The sequence below is a fragment of the Simiduia aestuariiviva genome, assembly GCF_014192475.1.
GTDB classification, from domain to species: domain Bacteria; phylum Pseudomonadota; class Gammaproteobacteria; order Pseudomonadales; family Cellvibrionaceae; genus Simiduia; species Simiduia aestuariiviva.
Genome location: NZ_JACHXZ010000003.1, coordinates 647,344 through 667,027 on the forward strand (window position 1 = coordinate 647,344; position 19,684 = coordinate 667,027).

At 53.6% G+C, this 19,684-nt stretch carries 16 protein-coding genes; 10 read left to right on the plus strand and 6 right to left on the minus strand.

All coding sequences use genetic code 11. The features are described 5' to 3' along the window. Positions 1-128: 128 nt before the first annotated feature. A complete protein-coding gene (locus tag FHS30_RS12730) occupies positions 129-2,123 on the minus strand; it encodes an alpha amylase C-terminal domain-containing protein (RefSeq protein ID WP_183910852.1) in 1,995 nt (664 codons plus the stop codon). 314 nt (positions 2,124-2,437) lie between these two features. On the opposite strand from FHS30_RS12730, the gene FHS30_RS12735 reads away from it, so the two are divergent. The 4 genes from FHS30_RS12735 (at position 2,438) to FHS30_RS12750 (ending at position 7,437) form a co-directional block, all read left to right on the plus strand. Continuing rightward, positions 2,438-2,749 (plus strand): hypothetical protein, encoded by a 312-nt coding sequence (locus tag FHS30_RS12735; protein ID WP_183910853.1) that lies wholly within the window; start codon positions 2,438-2,440, stop codon positions 2,747-2,749. A 170-nt stretch (positions 2,750-2,919) separates the two neighbouring features. Beyond that, positions 2,920-5,229: a TonB-dependent receptor gene (locus FHS30_RS12740; protein ID WP_183910854.1), complete on the plus strand. Its 2,310-nt coding sequence runs from the start codon at positions 2,920-2,922 to the stop codon at positions 5,227-5,229. Positions 5,230-5,698: 469 nt separating this feature from the next. Continuing rightward, positions 5,699-6,940, plus strand: coding sequence for a GGDEF domain-containing protein (locus FHS30_RS12745; RefSeq protein ID WP_183910855.1), 1,242 nt, complete (start codon positions 5,699-5,701; stop codon positions 6,938-6,940). Positions 6,941-7,188: 248 nt separating this feature from the next. Continuing rightward, the gene (locus FHS30_RS12750; protein WP_183910856.1) at positions 7,189-7,437 is read left to right on the plus strand and encodes a hypothetical protein; all 249 of its coding nucleotides are present in this window, start codon (positions 7,189-7,191) and stop codon (positions 7,435-7,437) included. Positions 7,438-7,543: 106 nt separating this feature from the next. Here the strand turns inward: FHS30_RS12750 and FHS30_RS12755 are convergent, their stop codons facing one another. Both FHS30_RS12755 and FHS30_RS12760 read right to left on the minus strand, forming a co-directional pair. Next, positions 7,544-7,765, minus strand: coding sequence for a hypothetical protein (locus tag FHS30_RS12755; RefSeq protein ID WP_183910857.1), 222 nt, complete (start codon positions 7,763-7,765; stop codon positions 7,544-7,546). Positions 7,766-7,939: 174 nt separating this feature from the next. Continuing rightward, a complete protein-coding gene (locus FHS30_RS12760) occupies positions 7,940-8,437 on the minus strand; it encodes a SixA phosphatase family protein (protein ID WP_183910858.1) in 498 nt (165 codons plus the stop codon). A gap of 297 nt (positions 8,438-8,734) precedes the next feature. On the opposite strand from FHS30_RS12760, the gene FHS30_RS12765 reads away from it, so the two are divergent. The 4 genes from FHS30_RS12765 (at position 8,735) to FHS30_RS12780 (ending at position 14,506) form a co-directional block, all read left to right on the plus strand. Further along, positions 8,735-9,169: a DUF1810 family protein gene (locus tag FHS30_RS12765; RefSeq protein ID WP_183910859.1), complete on the plus strand. Its 435-nt coding sequence runs from the start codon at positions 8,735-8,737 to the stop codon at positions 9,167-9,169. An 80-nt stretch (positions 9,170-9,249) separates the two neighbouring features. Then, positions 9,250-10,242, plus strand: a complete 993-nt coding sequence (locus tag FHS30_RS12770) for an AraC family transcriptional regulator ligand-binding domain-containing protein (protein WP_183910860.1) — start codon at positions 9,250-9,252, stop codon at positions 10,240-10,242. Positions 10,243-10,316: 74 nt separating this feature from the next. Continuing rightward, positions 10,317-11,366 carry an efflux RND transporter periplasmic adaptor subunit gene (locus tag FHS30_RS12775; RefSeq protein ID WP_183910861.1) on the plus strand — a complete coding sequence of 350 codons (1,050 nt, stop codon included), beginning with the start codon at positions 10,317-10,319 and terminating at the stop codon, positions 11,364-11,366. Further along, positions 11,366-14,506: an efflux RND transporter permease subunit gene (locus tag FHS30_RS12780; protein ID WP_183910862.1), complete on the plus strand. Its 3,141-nt coding sequence runs from the start codon at positions 11,366-11,368 to the stop codon at positions 14,504-14,506. The genes FHS30_RS12775 and FHS30_RS12780 overlap by 1 nt, the downstream gene beginning before the upstream one ends. Positions 14,507-14,586: 80 nt before the next feature. On the opposite strand, the gene FHS30_RS12785 is transcribed toward FHS30_RS12780, so the two are convergent. The 3 genes from FHS30_RS12785 to FHS30_RS12795 are packed head-to-tail and all read right to left on the minus strand — an operon-like array spanning position 14,587 to position 16,568. Then, entirely contained in the window at positions 14,587-15,402 is an 816-nt protein-coding gene (locus FHS30_RS12785; protein WP_183910863.1) for a M48 family metallopeptidase, read from the minus strand. 54 nt (positions 15,403-15,456) lie between these two features. Continuing rightward, on the minus strand, positions 15,457-15,978 hold the full coding sequence (locus FHS30_RS12790) for an RDD family protein (protein WP_183910864.1): 522 nt from the start codon (positions 15,976-15,978) through the stop codon (positions 15,457-15,459). Beyond that, positions 15,975-16,568 (minus strand): uracil-DNA glycosylase family protein, encoded by a 594-nt coding sequence (locus FHS30_RS12795; protein ID WP_183910865.1) that lies wholly within the window; start codon positions 16,566-16,568, stop codon positions 15,975-15,977. The genes FHS30_RS12790 and FHS30_RS12795 overlap by 4 nt, the downstream gene beginning before the upstream one ends. Before the next feature lie 159 nt (positions 16,569-16,727). Between FHS30_RS12795 and FHS30_RS17390 the strand changes: the two genes are divergently transcribed. Both FHS30_RS17390 and FHS30_RS12805 read left to right on the plus strand, forming a co-directional pair. Then, entirely contained in the window at positions 16,728-17,414 is a 687-nt protein-coding gene (locus FHS30_RS17390; protein WP_183910866.1) for a glutathione S-transferase N-terminal domain-containing protein, read from the plus strand. 78 nt (positions 17,415-17,492) lie between these two features. Further along, entirely contained in the window at positions 17,493-19,622 is a 2,130-nt protein-coding gene (locus FHS30_RS12805; RefSeq protein WP_183910867.1) for an ATP-binding protein, read from the plus strand. Positions 19,623-19,684 lie beyond the last annotated feature (62 nt).

Sequence of the window (19,684 nt, forward strand, 5' to 3'; positions counted from 1 at the left end):
TACGTTCGGCAATGAGTGCCGCATGGCTAATTGAGTGCTGTGGCTAGATCACTAGATCAGGGCCTTGGCCGGCACAAAAAAGGGGCCGAGGGCCCCTAGTGTGAAACACCGTTGCTATGGACGAATCGTCAATTGGCAGTGACGCTATAGCGCATTGTTTGATCGTTCACTTGCACGGTGTAACTGCCGGTGACCGCTGTGTAAATGTCGGCCCCCGTTTGCTCCAACACGCCGTCGGCATTGTTGTCGCCATAGTTCTGACTCCAGTCTCCCAGCACATCAAACTTAAATCGTTGATTCGCTTGTCCATCAAAATTGACGACCAGCTGCCAGGTATTATTCGCCACTAACTGCATGGCGCTGGTTGACCAACCATTGGCTGTGCCACGGAAATACAATTGCGAAAAATTACTGACAAAACAGCCGCTGCACGGTCCCTGCTGCTCAAGGGTATAGGTCAGGGATTGATCGTTGACCGTAACCAGATATTCGCCCGCGCCCGCGTGGTAAATATCGCCGCCGTTTTGTTCTAGCACGCCATCGCTATTGGAGTCGCCATAGTTGGTGCCCCAATCGCCATAGACGTCAAATTTAAGGCGTTGATTAGCGCTACCATCGAGACTAATGGTGGCCTGCCAGGTGTGATCGGCCACCAGTGCCATGGCGCTATTGCCCCAGCCATTAAATGTTCCGCGCACATTCAAACTGACAACATTTTGCGCGGGCGGACAATTGCTTGTGCAGCCGCTATCCATCGCGCCAAGGTGTAACGCCGCCGCCGATTTGGCCGGCACATTGACCGTGGCCATACCGTTGCTAGCCACCTCCACCAGCGCGCCACTGCACTCGGCAGCGCCCGCCAAGATATTGCAATATCGCCCAGCCGGCAGCCCCGTTTGCAGCGTTTGGCTCAACGCATAATCCTCGTTGTTGATCACCACAAAACCTTTGTTGCCGCGACTAAACGCAATTTGATTGCTGCCATTGTCCCACCAATTATCAACGCTCCAGGCATCCAAGGTTGCATTGCGGAAACCCACCATATTGGCAATATTGTTCCATCGGTGCTGGCACACCCACCCACTGTTTGCGCAACTGCTACTACCAGCGGGCGGCCCTGCATCGGTGTCGGTGAATTCATAACCCGACATGACCTTGGGGTAGCCATAGGGAAAAGCGAGCATGTAGATATTGGCGAGATTGTAGAGTGCGCCATCTTTGTAGGTTAAGTTACCGCCCCCGCCGTGACCCCGCTCGCGGTCGTGATTATCCACAAACACAACCGCTTGGCTGGAGGGCAACAGGCCCCAGCTGGTGCCCAAGGTTTTTAAATTTTTAATCTGCCCACGAAAATTATTGGCCACGTCCACGCCGTATTTAAATTCCGTGACCGGTGCGATATAGGTGTACTGCGAGGGCTGCACCGCCTCGCCGCTGGCACCGATCACCTCCAAAAATGACCAAGGACGGTTGGCCTTCGCCAATACAGTATCCAGCTCGCTCGGGCGAATGTGCTTGGCGGCATCGATGCGAAACCCATCGACGCCCATGGCCACTAATTTTTTCAAATAGTTGGCCGCGTAGTCTTGCGGATAGCTCAGCCCAGTGTGCAGATCGGGCATGCCATACAAACCACAATCCCAGACATTGTTGGCATCGCCATAATTGGAAATGGTGCAGGCGCTGTGAAAATCACCGCTGCTGAGATCTGGATAATTGCGCGGACTCCAGCTGGAGCCGCCCGAGCCCAGGTTGCCGTGATCTTGATAGGAGGCCCAATTGTTCATCACGACGTCGGCATATATTTTCACACCCGCGTCATGACAGCGATTGATCATACTCTGCAATTCCGCTTCGGTACCGCTGCGGCTAGTTAAGTTTGAGTAGGACACCGGCTGATAGCGAGTCCACCAAAAGGGCCCCGCAGTGTGTTCATGGGGCGGTGAAATTTGTACGGCATCGAAACCTTTGGGGCCTAGGAAGTTTTCACACTCTGCCGCAATGTCGTTCCATTTCCATTCGAATAAATGCACAAATGCTGTGCCGGCATTGGCAGAGATAGCGGTACTGCCAAGCACGGCGCCGAGTAGCGTCGCCAGCAGCGGGCGGGATGATTGTTTCATTGCTGTTTACCCTTATTAATTTTTATTGGCTTGTCATCAGGGTACTTGGCTCACAACCGGCAGCCGAAGCACAGTTGGGCAGAGAAGTCGCTAACAATAGATACCGCCTGTTATAATCTGCGCCGGTCAATCGCCTTCATTAAAGTGCCGTGTCACTTGCACGCTCAACCAATTACATACGTATGCACTGATGTGGCAGGTCTGAATACGTATGCAGGCGTGAAGGCCGTCACAAAGCTGTCCGTTGAGCATTGGCTCACCGAGGGTATCGGCGCGCTGGTGTATACTGCGCAATCATCAAAAAGGGCAAGGCCGTGTCACTCCAACAAATCACCGACAATATCGACACCCAATTGCAGGCGCTGGAGCAGTCGCTACAGAATTGCGAACAACAGCTGGCCGACTGCGCCCAAGAGCGACAACCCTTTTTAGAGCGGGAAATCGAGGCCCTCAAAACCACTCGAACCAAACTGATCAAATCCCGAGCGCTGGCCATTCGCGCCTTTGAATTGCGACAGCTTGCCGAACAACCCCCGGCGCCCGCAGGCCGCGGCTGGCTGTGGCGCTCAGCCCTGATCCTTATGCTCGCCGCCATCGCCACACTGATTGCCCTCGTCGCACTGTAAGTTCACCGCACCCGCCTTACCGCCCGTCGCAATGTCGCTTTGGGAATAGCGACCTGTCGCCCCCTGAATAGTTGCCCTACCGGTGCTCCGCTATAGTCGGCGCCGGCACGCTGGGATACCCCTGCCTGCCTGACAATAACAACGCATCACGCGAACATCAGGAGAGACGAATGAACAACGCGCTCGCAAGAAAACCCCTAGTTGTAGCTCTGGCTGCACTGGCGCTGTCGGCAGGTCACGGTTACGCACAAGTTCTGGAAGAAGTGGTTGTCACTGCCCAGAAACGACCACAGAGCCTGCAGGACGTACCCGTATCCATTAACGCCGTGGGCGGCGACAAGTTAGCTGAAGGTCACCTCACCAAAATGGAAGACGTGACGGCCTACGTGCCCAACCTCTCCATGAGTGAGACAGGCATCGGCACCCAAATTTTTATTCGCGGCATTGGCTCTGGCATCAACCAAGGCTTTGAGCAATCTGTCGGCACCTACATCGACGGTATTTATTACGGTCGCGCGCAGCTTAGCCGAGCCCCTTTCATGGATCTCGAGCGCATCGAAGTATTGCGTGGCCCACAGGCCATCCTGTTCGGTAAAAACTCCATCGCTGGCGCCATTAACATGGCCACCGCCAAGCCCTCCGATGAAATGGAGTTGAAGGCCGGCATGCTGTATGAACCCCGTTTCGATCAGCGCGAAGTCAACCTGGTGGCCTCTGGCCCATTGAGCGACACAGTGCGCGCGCGCTTGGCAATTCGCGATTACAGCGAAGATGGCTACATGGAAAACCAACTGCAGAGCCGCGACGAACCCGGCCGCGAAGAGCGCGCCATCCGCGGCACACTAGTATGGGACGCCACAGAAAACCTAGAGCTGGTGTTAAAAGCAGAGCGCGACACCTTTGATGTGCAGGGTCGCCAAATCGAAATCGTAAAAGAAATGCCGCGCGGTGACGGCGTGCAATACGGCCAAATTTTGGCCCAGCTCACGGGCGACGCTCGCCTACTGGATAACGAGCTGAACTATGTGCGCCAATCTGACAGCGCGGAGTTTTCCGAAAACACCGTCGACAATGTCACCTTCACGGCCAACTATGACACCGACCTCGGCACCTTGACCTCCGTAACTGGGTGGGCAGGTTATGAATTTTCGGAAAACTGTGACTGCGACTTCACCGGCGCCGATGTTTTCAGCATCGCAATGAATGAAGAGTATCGCCAGTTCAGCCAAGAAATCCGCTTGGTTTCTCCCGGCGGCGAAACCGTTGACTGGATTGTTGGCGCCTTTTATCAGTCTAACGAGTTGGATTTCAACGAGGCCACCAGCTTCTCAAAGACCAGCATTTTGGGCGCACTGAACCCGCAACTGGCATTAATTCAGGGCATCAGCGTACCCCGTGACTACGAGCAAGATTCAGAGGCTGCATCGGTATTTGCGCAGGCGACTTGGAACATCAATGAAGCCTGGGCGCTCACGGCCGGTGGTCGCTACACGCGCGAAACCAAAGAGGGCTCACGCACCATGCGCACCCTCAACTCTGCCACCGGCACCGCCGATCCCCTGGCCGCCTTCGTGGTGAAGCAAGCGTTCAACGTAGACACCGAAGAATTGAAAGTGATGGTACCGGTTGCCCCAGGTCACAACTTGGCTGGTGATCGCGATGAAACCTCGTTCACGCCATCCATGTCACTGCAATACATCATGAACGACGATGTAATGTTCTACGCCAGCGGCTCCACTGGGTTTAAGTCGGGCGGTTTCGACGCGCGCGCGAATCAGGTGGAATCCTTTGAGTTCGACAAAGAAGAGGCCACCACCTACGAGCTGGGCACCAAAACCCGCCTGTGGGATGACCGTGCAGAACTGAATGCCGCGGTGTTCCACACCACCTACAAAGATCTGCAAACGTCACAGTTTGATGGCATTTTAGGGTTTGTGGTTGGCAACGCCAAAAAAGCGGAAGTGAAAGGTATTGAGTTAGACGGCCGTGTTGCACTGCCCTACAACCTCATGCTCACTGCGGCCCTCGGCTACCTGGATTTTGAGTACAAAGATTTTGACAGCGGCAACTGCTATCACGATCAGCCCAACCAAGCGCCCGGCGGAATTTGTGACTACACCGGCAAAGAGAGCCAGTACACGCCTAAGTGGAGCGGCTCAACGTCACTTGAGCACAGCTATGATTTCGGCGAATTGGCACTGCGCACCACCTTGGATCTCACCTACCAAGGTAAGCAGTACATCCACCCGAATCTTGATCCGCGCTGGAACTACACCCCCGGCACTAAGCTGAACGGCCGTATCGCGCTGGAAGCAGAGCAGTGGACTGTGGCATTGGTTGGCAAAAACCTAACTGACCGCGACACCCTGACCTACACCAACACGGCACCGCTGTCGGCTTCGACCTTTATGACCCCTGCCTACTACGGCTTCGTGGAGCGCCCGCGCACCATCGCCCTGCAGGCGGACTACCGCTACTAGCCAGTAGCGTGCCAAACATCGGGTGAATGGCTCTTCGATTCACCCGCATGGCGCACAGGAAGTGCGCACCCTGCACCGGCAGGATGCCAACCGCAGACTCTACGCATAGCTGCCGTAGAAACCTTTAGGCCCCCACCTTGTGGGGGCTTTTTTATGGGCGATACAACACCCTTCCACATTAATTTTCCATCAGGCAACGAAGTTAGGATAAAAAATCAACCCCATTCGGGCTTGATGTGCTAGAAAACAATCTTGGGGCCGCGAGCTTTTTAAGTGAGATACACAAGACTGTGCGGCTAAATCCGTGTTCACCCTATAAGCCCCAGATGTCACCTTGATATATCGTCGTGCAAGGTAAAGTAACTGTGTATAGTATTTATATACTCCGTTACGCTATGAAACTTGCGACTGCTGAGCTTAAAAGCAATCCAATAAACCTTATATAGCAACAATAAATGTCGGCACTGCTTTGATTAACTTAGATCAACTCCTATGGATGCTTGCGGAATCATTTCTGCTCGGCGCTTGTCTATACCTACTTATTAGGCTGCGTCCTTGGCTAGGCAACACGCCCTTAGTGGCCACAGTCGGCACCCTTCAGTTTGTTCAGGTTGTACTGGCCATCAGTGTTTATATTGAAGTACTACCCGGCCTACTCATTAGCCCGGGATCAGCCGTCCTCTTTACTGGTACTATCTTAGCTGTTTTGCTCGTATACATCGTTGATGATGCCCTCGGCGCAAGAAAACTCATTTACAGCCTATTTCTAGCCAATATTCTCCTTAGCCTTATCACCTTATCCGTCAGCACGCATTTAACCGGCAACGGCGTTCATCTGTTCGTTGATATTCCCCGGGAAATTTTTATTCAACATCCACGTTTTATGATTGTTGGCACCATAACCCTATTCCTAGACACCATATTAGTCATCATTGCTTATGAGTATTTAACGCGGCTTAAAAGCCTTTTTTTACGCATAAGCCTAGCTTTATCCGTTGTTATGATTTTCGACTGCCTCTTGTTTATCACTGGCTCTTTTGTCGAAAACAAGGACTATCTAAATATCCTATTTTCAAGCATGGCCGGCAAACTTATGATGGTGCCTGCGGCGGCACTTGCGGTTGCGCTGCTACATAGAATAATGACAAAAACAGCCGATAACGAATCACGCAATATTACCGACTTCTTTAATCTACTCACTTATAGAGAAAAGTACGAGCTCGCTAAAATTGACTCTATCGTAGATCCACTGACACGTCTGTTTAACCGACGCGCATTTAACAGCGAATTTCAAGACTGGTCAGAATTAGATTCTTACGCCATCTTAATGATTGATGCGGATAGATTTAAAAGCATCAACGACGAACTTGGCCACGCAGTTGGGGACAACGTTCTAAAGCTCATATCCTCGGCTATTACCACCCACCTTCGCGGCAGCGATGTCGCATATCGGTACGGAGGCGAAGAGTTTCTTGTATTCCTACCCTACACCAACATTGAAGATGCCGTTGTGGTCAGCAAACGAATACAAGAAGCGCTCAATCTAAACATTAAGAATTATCCTTTACCGGATCACCGAGACGTAACATTATCCATAGGTGTGGCCGCCGCACCGAAAGATGGAAAACTCAGTCAAGACATTATCAACGTGGCAGACAACCGACTGTATTGGGCCAAAAACAACGGCAGGAACCAAGTGGTTAGCAGTTAGCATTCACCGTAACCCATTCAACCCGCAAAAGAAAAATTTGCAAAATTTGATATAACAGACGTTTACAATCAAATGTTTTTTCACCCGAATTTACAATCGCTTCAGTTAGAGTCAGAAATCATCCTTCATGAGCGTTGGCTAAACGCTAAACCCCAATGTATTGATCGCTGGTAAGCGATGTAATTTATGTTGCCGTTACCCCACTTGCGTGTAGGATTACAACAAGATGATATTTCGAGGAAAGCACTATGGATGAACAACCAGAACTAATCATGTCACCGCTCTGCCAAACAATTGAAAGTGAAGGCGAATCTGTCTCCGTTGAGATCTACGGGGATGGCGAAGGTAAATGGCTGCTGGAGGTCGTCGATAAATACAACACGTCAACCACTTGGGAAGATGCGTTTGATACGGATCAAGCGGCCTTGGATGAAGTGCTGGACACCATTAAAACGGAAGGTATTGGATGCTTAGTGGGGCAGGGAATACAATTGTAAGTCTTGCTCCAGATGCGCTTCAATGCACACCGCCCTGTGTTACTGCGCATCAGATACAAAAAACGCGGCCCTGGCGCCGCGTTGGATTACATCAACGATCTGAAACTTACTCGGCAGCCTCTTCGCTTTCTTCTGCGAGGTCTTCAACCACTTTTTTGGTATTCCTTCCGACCGCTTTCACGGTGTCGCGGCTCGCGTGCCCAATGGCGGTGGCGACATCCTTGGTGCCATGGCCGATGGTTTTACCGGTGTCCTTTAATTCTGCACACGCCGACAACAGGCTTATGCCCGCGGCGATCAGTGCCATGTGGATCAGTGTGAATTTCATATAAACCTCCAATACCCACTAACAATTGGCCTGCCATGTCGGCAAGCCATCTATCTCGTGCGGCCTATGGTACTCCAATCATCCGCACGGGGAAATCAATCCCAATGACACGCTGTTGATGACACAAGTCACAATACTGCGATTGATTTATCGCGTTCGCGAAGCAAAAAAAAACTAGGGCCGCACAGCCGGCGCGTAGCCCACCGGCACGCTTAGTCGCGTCGTAGTGACCACACCTTGGCTTTGACTGATCACAAACAAATCACCATAGCGGCTTTCATCCATGTCTTCGGCCGTGCCGCCCAACAACCGCACGAGCTGCGGGGTCGTATTGCTGTGGCCCACCACAACGGCCTGAGCAAGCCCAGACAATTGCGACGCCAGCGCCGGTAAATCACGGGGATCATAAATGCTCACTGAGATTCCCAATGCCCGCGCCAGCGGTGCCACCGAGGCCCGTGTGCGCCGGTAGTCGCTGGTGAAGATATGTGTAATGGGCTCGCGCTGAAGCATTGCCGCCAACATCTCGGCACGGGCGCTGCCCGTCTCTGTCAGCGCCGGATTGGGGCTATCAGCCTGCTTTTCAAAGTGGCGAAGGATGTACAGAGATTGCGCACTAAGACTTAAACTGCAGCAGCTCAATATCAGCACGGCGATTATTTTTGACAACATGACTTAGCCCCTAAAGCTGACGATAACAATAAAAAATCTTGTACCACCGCGCGCCCCAAAATTCACGTCCCAGTGCAATCGCAGTTCAGCCCCGCACGCCCTCGCTGCTGACCAATTGACCTTCAGTGTTCGGCTAGCCTTTATTGGCTGCGCTTGGGAGATAGAGTCACCGGCGAGTGAATCAAACCGGGATTTACCTCTCACCGCCCAGCTCGACCACCCAAACGGCTGCCAAGCCTACTACAATTTCTTCGGCGAATATTTCCCGCGAATCCATTAATCCGACGAGGTGTCACAGTGCCATTATCTGCCGCTCGCTTCCTCAGTGCACAAGCCGCCACCTATGAACAGGCATTGGCTGAACTCCAGGCTGGCCGCAAACACAGTCATTGGATGTGGTTTATCTTCCCCCAACTGAAGGGCTTGGGCCACAGCGAAACGGCCAACTACTATGCACTGGACGGCCCTGATAGCGCGCAAGCCTATTTGTCGCACCCGGTACTGGGCGAGCGGCTGTTGACCTGCTGTTCCGCCTTGCAGGCCCATAAGCATCTGAGCGCACAGGAAATTTTGGCTAGCCCAGACCACCTGAAACTGCATTCGTGTCTTACCCTCTTCAACCATGTTGCGCCGCAGGTGCCGATATTCGAGGCATTACTCACACAGTTTTACGGGGGCGATCCAGATACCCAAACCCTGACGCTATTGCAGGCGGCGCAAACTGACCAATAAGTTCTGCCACTTTTACCACGCGCCAGCTGTCGCTACTATGTGACCCAAACTCAAGTTAAAGTCATATATTAGGAACAGACGTGCAATTTTCTAGCTATGGCAATTGGGTCAAACCCATTCCTCACCTGCTCAATCGCTTTGGCGCCGACGGCCATGCACTGCTTGCTGAACTGGGGATTGAGCGCCAAGCCAGCGGCCGTATTCCCGTGGAAAAAACGGCACTTGCCTGGCGCCGCGCCGCCGAGACCATCGGCGAACCCGCCATTGGCCTGTTGGCGGCTGAAGCGGCACAACCGGCCAGCTGGGGTGAACTCGGGCTCGCCATTATGTGCTCTGAAAGCTTGGGGCATGCCATTGCCCTGCTGCTTAAATACCCTGCCTTTATCAGTGATTCAGTGCACATCGCCACACGGGTTGAGGGTGATGCCTTCATTTTGGACGTGACGCCCGCGACGCCCGAATTGCCGGGCATCGAATCCTTGGAATTTGGCATGGCCACGGGATTTCAATTATTGCGCGCAATTTATCCCGGCCAGCTCACCTTGCGATCGCTCACCCTAACCCGCGATGAATCTACAGACCTGGGGCCCTATCGCCGCTTCTACGGCTGCGATGATGTGCAAACCGGCAGCCCCATTGCCCGTCAAGTTTACGCATTGCACGATACGCAGGTCGCGCTACCCTTCGCCAACGAAGCGCTGGTGCGCAATCACGAATCACTACTGCAACAACAATTACAGCAACAGCTGACCCAGCCACACTCACCCGATCTCGAACGGTTAATTCTCAATGCCATTGGCCTCCAAATGGCCACCGGTACTGTTGATCAGGGCGCCATTGCGCGGCAACTGAATATGTCTGCCCGCCACTTGCAACGCAAACTGAAAGCCCGTCAACTTCGCTTTACCGATATGGTGGATCAAGTACGCAGAGATCACGCGCTCAATTTGTTGCGCGACGGCCGACGCTCGCTCACCGAGGTGGCTCACCTGCTAGGATTCTCTGATCACAGTAATTTTACCCGCGCTTTTAAACGCTGGTTCGGCCAAACGCCCACTCAGTATTTGGCCTAGCGCGGCGCTGAGCACAGAGCCATACAGGCTCCTGTGCTAACATCCTTTCAACTTTGACTCGCTGGAGCCCAACCATGCGCCTCGTCCTTGCCGCCTGCTTTTTTTGTTCATTTTTAGCGGGGTGCACCGATAAACCCGCTCCGCCAGCACCTATCGTCCAGCCTGCCAAAGTCATCACAGTGCAGAGCCCGAGCACGCAAAGTCGGGAACTACCCGGTGTGGTGCGCGCCTCGCAGCGAGTCGATCTCGCATTTCAAGTGCCCGGCAGACTGATCAGCTTTGAACTCAAAGAGGGGCAGATGGTGCGCGCCGGTCAGGTGTTGGCAAAACTGGAAGCCGCCGATTACCAAAGTAATGTAGATGCCGCTCGCGCTGAGCGCGACCAAGCGCAGGCCAACTATGAACGCGCGCAGGAGCTCATTGAAAAAGATTTCATATCAAAAATGGATTTTGACAAATTGAAAGCCGGATTTGAGATCGCCAGTTCAAATTTAGATCGCGCAGAAAAAGCGCTCAACGACACCCGAATGATAGCGCCCTTCGGCGGCGTGGTAGCGCGAAAATATGTGGACAACTACGCAGAGGTCCAGGCCAAGCAGCCGATACTCAGCTTACAAGATAAAGAAAACCTCGAGATAGTCGTCAATATTTCCGAATCATTGTTGGCGCGCTCCAATCGACCTAAAGCGGTCGATATCAGCGCCCACTTTGATGCCTTACCGGGCCGTGAATTTCCACTTTACATCAAGGAATTTACCACTGAGGCAGACCCTCAAACTCAAACCTTTCAATACGTACTCGGCATCAAAGAGCGAGGGGACGCCAACCTGTTGCCCGGCATGACCGCCAGCGTGCGCGCACAAAGAGCAGCCTCAGAAGTCAACACCACGCTCACTATTCCTCTGCAAGCGGTCACCGCTGGGCCAAATCAAAGTCATGTGGTGTGGCGAGTAGATGCCGATAATCGCGTACACAGGCAGCCCGTTATCTTGGGTGACCCCGCAGGTAGCGACAGCATTACGCTGCTCAATGGATTGCAAGCGGGCGACGTCATTGTAGTGGCCGGGCTGAGCGCGCTAAGTGAAGGGCTTGAGATCAAGCCCATTCGCGAGGTGCGCTACTGATGAATATCGCCGAATGGTCCATTAAAAACAGCACGATTACTTGGGTAACGACCCTCGTACTGCTAGTGGCCGGAATGATGGCGTTCAACGGTTTAAGCCGACTTGAAGACCCTGAATTTACCATCAAAGAGGCGATGATCATAACGCCCTACCCCGGTGCGAGCGCCGCCGAGGTAGCAATGGAAGTCAGCGATCTCATCGAGCGCGCCGCACAACAAATGGGCCAGTTGTTTTACGTGGAATCGCACTCCTATCGCGACAAGTCCATCGTCAAGGTAAAAATCAAAGATCAATACGACAAACACAGCTTGCCACAAGTGTGGGATGAGCTGCGCCGGAAAGTGAACGACGTACAACATCAGTTACCGCCCGGCGCGGGACCATCAATGGTCAACGACGACTTTGGTGATGTCATGGGCGTTTACCTTGCGCTCACGGGTGACGGCTACACGGAAAAGGATCTATACGAATTTGCAAAATTTTTGCGCCGCGAGCTGCTGCTAGTGCCCGACGTTAAAAAGATAACGTTTTACGGTGCACCAAAAGAAGTGATCTATGTCGAGATGCAGCGTGACAAGATGGCGGCACTGGGTATAGCACCAAGCGATATCTATCGCGCACTGGGCGCAAAAAATACCGCAGAATCTGCCGGCTTTATGACAGTGGGCGAGCAGCGCCTAGCACTCAACCCCACCGGCGAATTTACCTCCGAGCAACAATTTGCCAGTCTGTTGGTAAACACGCGAGCGCACAACAACAGGCCGGTAGCGCTCGGCGATGTAGCGAGCATTCAACGCGGGCTGCAAGATCCACCCACAAACTTATTGCGCTTCAATGGTGAGCCCGCCATCGGCCTAGCAATTTCTACAGCCAGTGGCGGCAACGTCGTCACAATGGGTGAAGGCTTGAACACTAAGCTTGCAGAGTTGCGCCCACAGACACCGCTTGGCATGCAGATGAACGTGGTGTCGATGCAATCGGATAGCGTAAATCACGCGATCGATAATTTTTTGCTCAGCCTCATCCAAGCGGTAGTTATCGTAGTCGTGGTGCTACTATTTTTCATGGGTCTACGCAGCGGCTTGATTATTGGTACGGTATTGGCTGTCACCATTACGGGTACGTTTATCTTTATGAACCTGCTCGACATCACCCTCGAACGCATTTCCTTGGGCGCATTAATTATTGCACTGGGCATGTTGGTGGACAACGCCATCGTCGTCACTGACGGCATGCGCGTTCGGATGCAACAGGGCGAAGATGCGCTAGTTGCCGCGCGCAAAGTCGTTGCTCAAACGGCACTGCCGCTCTTGGGCGCCACGGCCGTGGCTATCGCGGCCTTTGCCGCCATTGGCACATCTAAGGATGCCACCGGAGAATATACCCGCTCACTGTTCAGCGTCATTCTTATTTCATTAACTATGAGCTGGTTTACCGCCGTAACCATTACTCCCTTACTGTGTAAAACCTTTCTACCAAAAGCGTCCGGCGGCGGTACACCGGACGAACCTTATCAAGGCAGTTTCTATCTGCGCTATCGCCAATTTTTAACATCGGCCATACGCCGCCGCTGGCTGACGCTAGGTGTGACCCTGGTCGTATTTTTATTGGCACTGGTTGGCTTTGGTTTCGTTAAACAGAGTTTTTTCCCCGATTCAACTCGCCCACAATTTATGGTGGACGTTTGGTATCCCGATGGCACTCACATTCTTGAAGTCGATAAAAAAATTAAAGCCTTTGAACGGGCTCTGCGCGCTTACGATGGCGTTACCAATATCACCACGCAGATTGGCGGAAGCTCCCCGCGCTTTTTATTGACCTACCAACCGGAGTTGCCAAACAGTAATTTTGGCCGACTTCTGGTGGACGTCAAAGACTATAGAATTTTAAAAAGCCTAGGCAGTCAGCTCCAGCGAGATCTTGAAAACTTGCAACCCGAGGCACGCGTCAATGTCCGCTTGTTTGTGCTCGGCCCCGCCACCGGCGGTAAAATTCAACTGCGCATCTCCGGGCCAGATCACCACCAGCTGCGTGAACTGGCAGATCGTGCGCTGTCAATCCTGCGCGAACATCCAAACGTGAAAGGCATTCGCAATGAATGGGGTGAACCGGTACAAATTCTTCGACCGGTAATTTCCGACACCATGGCCGGACAATTGGGCGTAACCCGACCCGATATCGCGCGGGCAACCGCCCATGCCGTCGAAGGCGTGCGCGCCGGTGTATACCGAGAGCGCGACGAGCTGCTGCCGATCATTGCGCGCGCGCCTGAAGCAGAGCGCCGCAGCCTTGACAATTTAGATCAAGTGCCCCTGTGGAGCCCCGTGGCTGGACGCATGGTGCCCCTCGGTCAAGCTGTCACTCAATTCAATTTAGCGTTTGAAGATCCCCATATTTGGCGTCAGGATCGCGTCAGCATGTTGCGCATTCACTTTGATCAGCGCACGGGGTTATCGTCGGAATTATTGGCCGACATCAAGGACGATTTAGAGCGTGCTATCGGGGTAGACGTGCACCAATACTTGCGCCGCGCTACCGATGCGACTATCGAACACACGCCCAATACGTTACCGATTAAATTCCGTGACCGGCTGCCACTCAAAGATAGGCCGGGCTACTTCATGGCCTGGGGTGGCGAAAATGAAGACTCCGTTAAAGGTGCCAACGCCATCGTGAAAGGTATTCCGCTGTTTTTTGGGTTGATGGTATTTATTGTGCTGTGCCTATTCAATTCACTGCGGAAAACGGCTGTGATTTGGCTTGTAGTGCCATTGGCGATTGTTGGCGTTACTGTGGGGCTGCTGCTATTTCAACAGCCCTTTGGTTTTATGGCCCTCCTCGGCTTCATGAGTTTAGCGGGCATGTTAATCAAAAACGCCATTGTCTTGGTCGATCAAATCGACGAAGAGTTACGGCACGGTAAAACCGGTGTGGATGCAGTGATTGAATCGGGTGTAAGTCGCTTGATACCCGTGGCCATGGCCGCCGCCACCACAATTCTTGGCATGGCGCCGCTACTGGCCGATGCGTTTTTTGTCGCTATGGCAGTCACCATAATGTTTGGCCTGGGCTTCGCCACGCTGCTAACACTGATAGTGGTACCGGTGCTCTATGCTACGGTATATCGCTTTAACCACTAAACGCCGCAGTACAATCGTTGGATATAAAAAAGCCCAGCACCGCTGGGCTTTTTTATAGATTATCAAGTCACTATCTTCGATTATTTAACAATAGTGATCGGGTAGATCGCAGACTTTTTGCCCTTGGGGTTGAGCGCCTTCATTTCTGGCACCATTTTAGTGAGTTCTTTTTCGCGATTGCCGGGTGCAGGGTGAGTACTTAGAAACTCTGGGCCACCGCTACCGCCCACTTTGGCCATTTTGCGCCACAGACTGGCGGCGGCGGCGGGATCGTAACCCGCGCGGGTTGCCAGCTCGGTGCCAAGGCGGTCGGCCTCGGATTCCGCGGTGCGGCTATTGGGCAACTCCAGCGCCAACTTGGCGGCCAGCGCCGCACCCGTGAGCGTCAGGGCGTTGTTATCGCTGGCCACTCCGGCTGCCACTACCCCTAAGTTAATGGCCATTGCGCGCGACATCCGCTCGGCAGTGTGATTGGCCAATGCGTGCGAGATTTCATGGCCCATGATTTGCGCCAACTCGTCATCGGTTAAATCCAACTTGCTGATGATGCCCGTGTAAATTGCCATGCGGCCACCGGCCATACACCAGGCGTTGATGGTGTCGATGTCATCAATAATGGCCACGCTCCACTCCCAATCCCGAGTGTTTGGATAGCGCGCCACGGCCTCAGTCACAAGCCGGCCGGTGATTGTCCGCACCCGTGACACGGTATTGGCATCGCTCACCAGCTTATTCTTTTTATCCAGGTCTGCCACGGTACCCAAATACGCTTTTTTCGACTCGACGATTGCAGCTTCAGGCGAGATGAGCATCAATTGCGAGCGACCCGTGGGGCTAGTGACACAGGCACTGAGTGCGGCGCATAAAAATAGTAGCGAGAAAATTGATTTGTTCATGGCAGTCAGAATGTCCTTGTTCCTGTGAAAGTGTGGGGATTATAAAGCATTGCGCTAGTCGCGGCGGTAAATCACGTAGGAGTGCGCCATCATGTCATGGAAACCTTGCTTGCGCGCATCTATGCCCACCCATATGAAACCTAGGCAGCCGGCCAGGCTCGACACAAAATAACCCAAGTAACGAATGATCGACTGCTTAACTGACAGCGGCCCTAATGTGCGCGCATCGACCACCTGTAGGCCCAACACCAACTTCCCCGGCGTTCCGAGATACCTCACCCAGCAATAGGCATACAGCACTAATAAAATCGCATATTCAGTGATGACCTGCGCCATGATCAGACGCAATTGCGCCAGCAGTTCGCGCGCTTGCTCGGGACTCGGCAACTGCCCGTCAAGCGGTATGTTCATTTGCCAGTGTCCCGAACCAAACACAAAAAACAACGGGATTGAGACAAATAAGGCGACGCACAGCGAGTCGATAACAAAGGTGGCAAAACGCACCCAAAAGCCCGCATAGCGCACTGGTGTCGCTGAACGGCCATCCATGTCAGGCAAATCTAATTCCAACTTCATTTACGTGCTTCCAATAGCGATTGTACGCGGCACTGTAACGCCGGCAGCACCTCATTTTCAAACCACGGGTTGCGGGCCAGCCAACGATTGTTGCGGGGACTTGGATGCGGCAAGGCTAAACACGCTGGCCAGCGTTGGCGCCAATCGCGCACCCACGCGGTCACTGATCGCCGCTGCCCCATATGCCAGCGCTGCGCGTACTGGCCAATAACTAACGTCAACTGAACGCCGGTATGAACCGCCAGTAACCGGCTGCGCCAATGGCTGGCGCACTCGGGTCTAGGCGGCAGATCACCTGAAGCGCCCGTGCCGGGGTAACAAAATCCCATGGGTAAAATACTGAATTGGTGCGGATCGTAAAAATCCTCACGGGTGACACCCAGCCACTGCCGCAACCGCGCGCCACTGGCGTCGTCAAACGGTACACCCTGGCGATGGGTGACACGACCCGGCGCCTGCCCCGCAATCAAAATGGGGGCCTGCCAACCCAGCTGCACGATGGGCCTTGGCGCATTGGGCAACTGCCCCGCACACAGCTGACAGCTGCCTACGGCTTGGCTCAAGTGTGCTGTGTCATCGGCGTCGCGCATAGCGAGTTACCTGCCCATGTTCTAGTCTGCATGTTGTTACCCGCTCGCCGCAGCGCGCATTAATGACCCAAAAGTCACAAAAAGTCATTCAATTGACGCATCCGCGCACCCAAGCCTTACGTATACTGGCACCACACTGTTTGCCACAAGGAAGGTCCCGTGATTACTGTACACCACCTCAACAACTCCCGTTCACAGCGCATTTTGTGGCTACTCGAAGAACTTGGGGCACCCTACACCGTTCAATACCACCAGCGCGATCCCGTAACACAGTTAGCGCCCGATAGCCTCAAAGCCGTGCACCCGCTCGGCAAAAGCCCCGTACTGCAAGACAGTGAGCGCAATCTCACGCTGGCCGAGAGTGGTGCCATTATCGAATACCTAGTCAGTCGATTTGGCGACTACAACTGGCAGTTGGCGGAAGACAGTGAGCACTACTGGCACTACCGTTTTTGGCTCCACTTCAGCGAGGGCTCGGTGATGCCGCCCTTGGTTATGCGGCTGGTGCTCAGCCGGCTCAAATCGGCCAAGATGCCGTTTTTTATTCGGCCCATTGCCCGCAATATCGCCGACAAGGTATTGACCGGATTTGTCGCCCCCAACATCGAAACCCACCTGAATTATATTGAGGCGCACCTAACCGACCACACCTGGTTTTGTGGGCCGAAAATTACCGGCGCCGATGTGCAAATGAGCTTTCCACTCGAGGCCCAGGTAAGCAGTGGCTTAAGCCCAAACACCTACCCAGCGATCCATCGCTTTGTCCAGCAATGCCAAGCGCGACCCGCCTATCGCGCGGCTTTGGCCAAGGCGCCCGACTACGCCTACGGCCCTAAATCAGACTAATCCGATGCGGCACCGCCCGTGCCGCACGTCCACAGCAAAGCATCTATACTGACTCGGAACCTCGTTAGGCAGCTTTGCATGATTGAGCCTCACCATCACTCCCGCTCCCGCGCCACGCTCACCATTTTGGTGGGCGGCCTGCTGCTGCTGGCGACCGCACTGGGGGCACAATTTGCGCTCAACGGCATTATTGATCGGTACGATTCGGTGCTCCAAACGCGCGTTGGCACGCAATCCGACTTATACCAAATCAATATTGCCTTCAAAGATCAGGTGCAGGAGTGGAAAAACACCCTCCTACGCGGGCACAACACCGTCGAACGTGAAAAATATTGGGCTGCATTTGTAGAGCGAGAATCGCAGGTGCGCGCCTTGATGAATCAATTGAACAGTACCCAGCTGTCGGACGATACCCGCCAAGCACTGCAACGCTTCGCGCGCGCCCATCGCCAATTGGCGGGCAAGTACCGGCAGGGCTACGAAGTGTACCTCGCCAATGGCCAGCAATGGCAACTGGTGGACGACCTGCTGCGCGGCATCGATCGCGAGCCAAGTAATAAACTCTATGACTTTACCCGCGCGCTAGAGGCAGAAATTGCCGAGCAAGCGAACACCTTACGCGACAGCGCTGAAACCTACTTTATCAGCACACTCCTAGTGGTGCTGATCAGTTCCGTGGCCGTCGCCCTCGGCGTGATCTCCATAGTCCGCAATGCCATTGAAACGGAGGTGGGCGCGCGCACGCGCTCGGATTTCCTCGCCAAAATGAGCCACGAAATTCGCACGCCCATGAACGGTGTGCTCGGCATGAGCGAGTTGTTGTCCTCCACACCGCTCACCGAGCAGCAAAAGCGATACAACCAAGCTATTCACAGCTCAGGCCAATCGCTACTGATATTAATCAACGATTTACTCGATTATGCGCGCATCGAGTCAGGCAAAATGTCCATCGAGTCTTCGCCGTTTTCACTGTCTGGCGTGCTGAGCAATCTCTATTATTTATTCGTACAAAAAGCCACGGAGCGCGAGCTGGAATGGCACATTGATATGCCGCCCTCAGTACCCGACGGCTTTGTTGGCGACTCTGCACGGATCAATCAAATTCTGGTCAATTTGGTGGGTAACGCCTTCAAGTTTACGGAGCAAGGCGGCGTAACTTTGCATGTTACTTACCAAAACGACCTGCTTACCTTCGAGTGCACCGATACCGGCATCGGCATGGATGAACACACTTGCCAACATCTATTTGAGCCCTACGTGCAGGCCGACAATTCAATTCATCGCCGCTATGGTGGCACCGGCTTGGGATTGGTGATTAGCCGTGAGTTGGCTCGGCAAATGAATGGTGAACTCGTGGCGGAAAGCAAAGTCAACGCCGGCTCAACGTTTCGGCTTTCGCTGCCATTGCCCCGCGGCGAAGAATTAGCAAGCGACTTTGGCGCAGACAAACCCACGATCTTACTGTGCGTTGAAAATGAGCTACAGCGCGAGGACTACCAGCGCTATTGCAACCACTGGGGGCTACCGAGCCGAATAGTTCGCGCAGAAGACGATGTGACTGAAGCCGATGCCATGAGCGTGTGCGTGATTGATGTGAGTGACCACCATCGCAGCGACGAGTTAGCCCGAGCCTATAGCGCCCTCGGCCACCTACCACTGCAACTGTACGATGTCGGCCAAAGCAGTGAGTGGATTAATAGCCGTGGTGACATCACCCGGGGCTTTAAAGATCGCCCCCCCTTTGGCGCCCTGCTTAAACCACTGCTACTGGATTGCCTGCAACTGGAACATCTGGTGGCCCAGTGTGACGACCCCCATTTAGGCATACGCCCACTGAGTATCTTGGCGGTGGATGACAACTCGGTAAATCGAACCGTAGTATCCGCCATGCTAGCCAAACTTGGGCACCGCTGTACACTCGCGTGCGACGGTGAAGATGCAGTCACGCAATTTCTCAACACGCCCCGCCGATTTGATCTCGTTTTAATGGATTGTGAAATGCCCGTGCTCGATGGCATGGGGGCACTCAAGTGCATTCGAGAAATAGAGCAGCAAAAAGCTATGGCCCCCACGCCCGTTCTGGCACTCACGGCCAACGCCTATGAAACCGATCGCGAACGCTACTTGGATGGCGGTATGGACGACGTGCTCACCAAACCCATCAGTTTAAACAGGCTCAAATCCGCTCTGCGCAAACACGCGCTGTAAACCGCCGCTGCATTGCCGGCCTATTCTGCTATCATGCGCGCTTTCTAATTTCCAAGGACCTG

Coding starts and splice junctions, on each gene's coding strand:
- FHS30_RS12730 (WP_183910852.1), bottom strand. CDS start 2,123: ATGAAACAATCATCCCGCCCGCTGCTGGCGACGCTACTCGGCGCCGTG.
- FHS30_RS12740 (WP_183910854.1), top strand. CDS start 2,920: ATGAACAACGCGCTCGCAAGAAAACCCCTAGTTGTAGCTCTGGCTGCA.
- FHS30_RS12750 (WP_183910856.1), top strand. CDS start 7,189: ATGGATGAACAACCAGAACTAATCATGTCACCGCTCTGCCAAACAATT.
- FHS30_RS12755 (WP_183910857.1), bottom strand. CDS start 7,765: ATGAAATTCACACTGATCCACATGGCACTGATCGCCGCGGGCATAAGC.
- FHS30_RS12760 (WP_183910858.1), bottom strand. CDS start 8,437: ATGTTGTCAAAAATAATCGCCGTGCTGATATTGAGCTGCTGCAGTTTA.
- FHS30_RS12775 (WP_183910861.1), top strand. CDS start 10,317: ATGCGCCTCGTCCTTGCCGCCTGCTTTTTTTGTTCATTTTTAGCGGGG.
- FHS30_RS12780 (WP_183910862.1), top strand. CDS start 11,366: ATGAATATCGCCGAATGGTCCATTAAAAACAGCACGATTACTTGGGTA.
- FHS30_RS12785 (WP_183910863.1), bottom strand. CDS start 15,402: ATGAACAAATCAATTTTCTCGCTACTATTTTTATGCGCCGCACTCAGT.
- FHS30_RS12790 (WP_183910864.1), bottom strand. CDS start 15,978: ATGAAGTTGGAATTAGATTTGCCTGACATGGATGGCCGTTCAGCGACA.
- FHS30_RS12795 (WP_183910865.1), bottom strand. CDS start 16,568: ATGCGCGACGCCGATGACACAGCACACTTGAGCCAAGCCGTAGGCAGC.
- FHS30_RS12805 (WP_183910867.1), top strand. CDS start 17,493: ATGATTGAGCCTCACCATCACTCCCGCTCCCGCGCCACGCTCACCATT.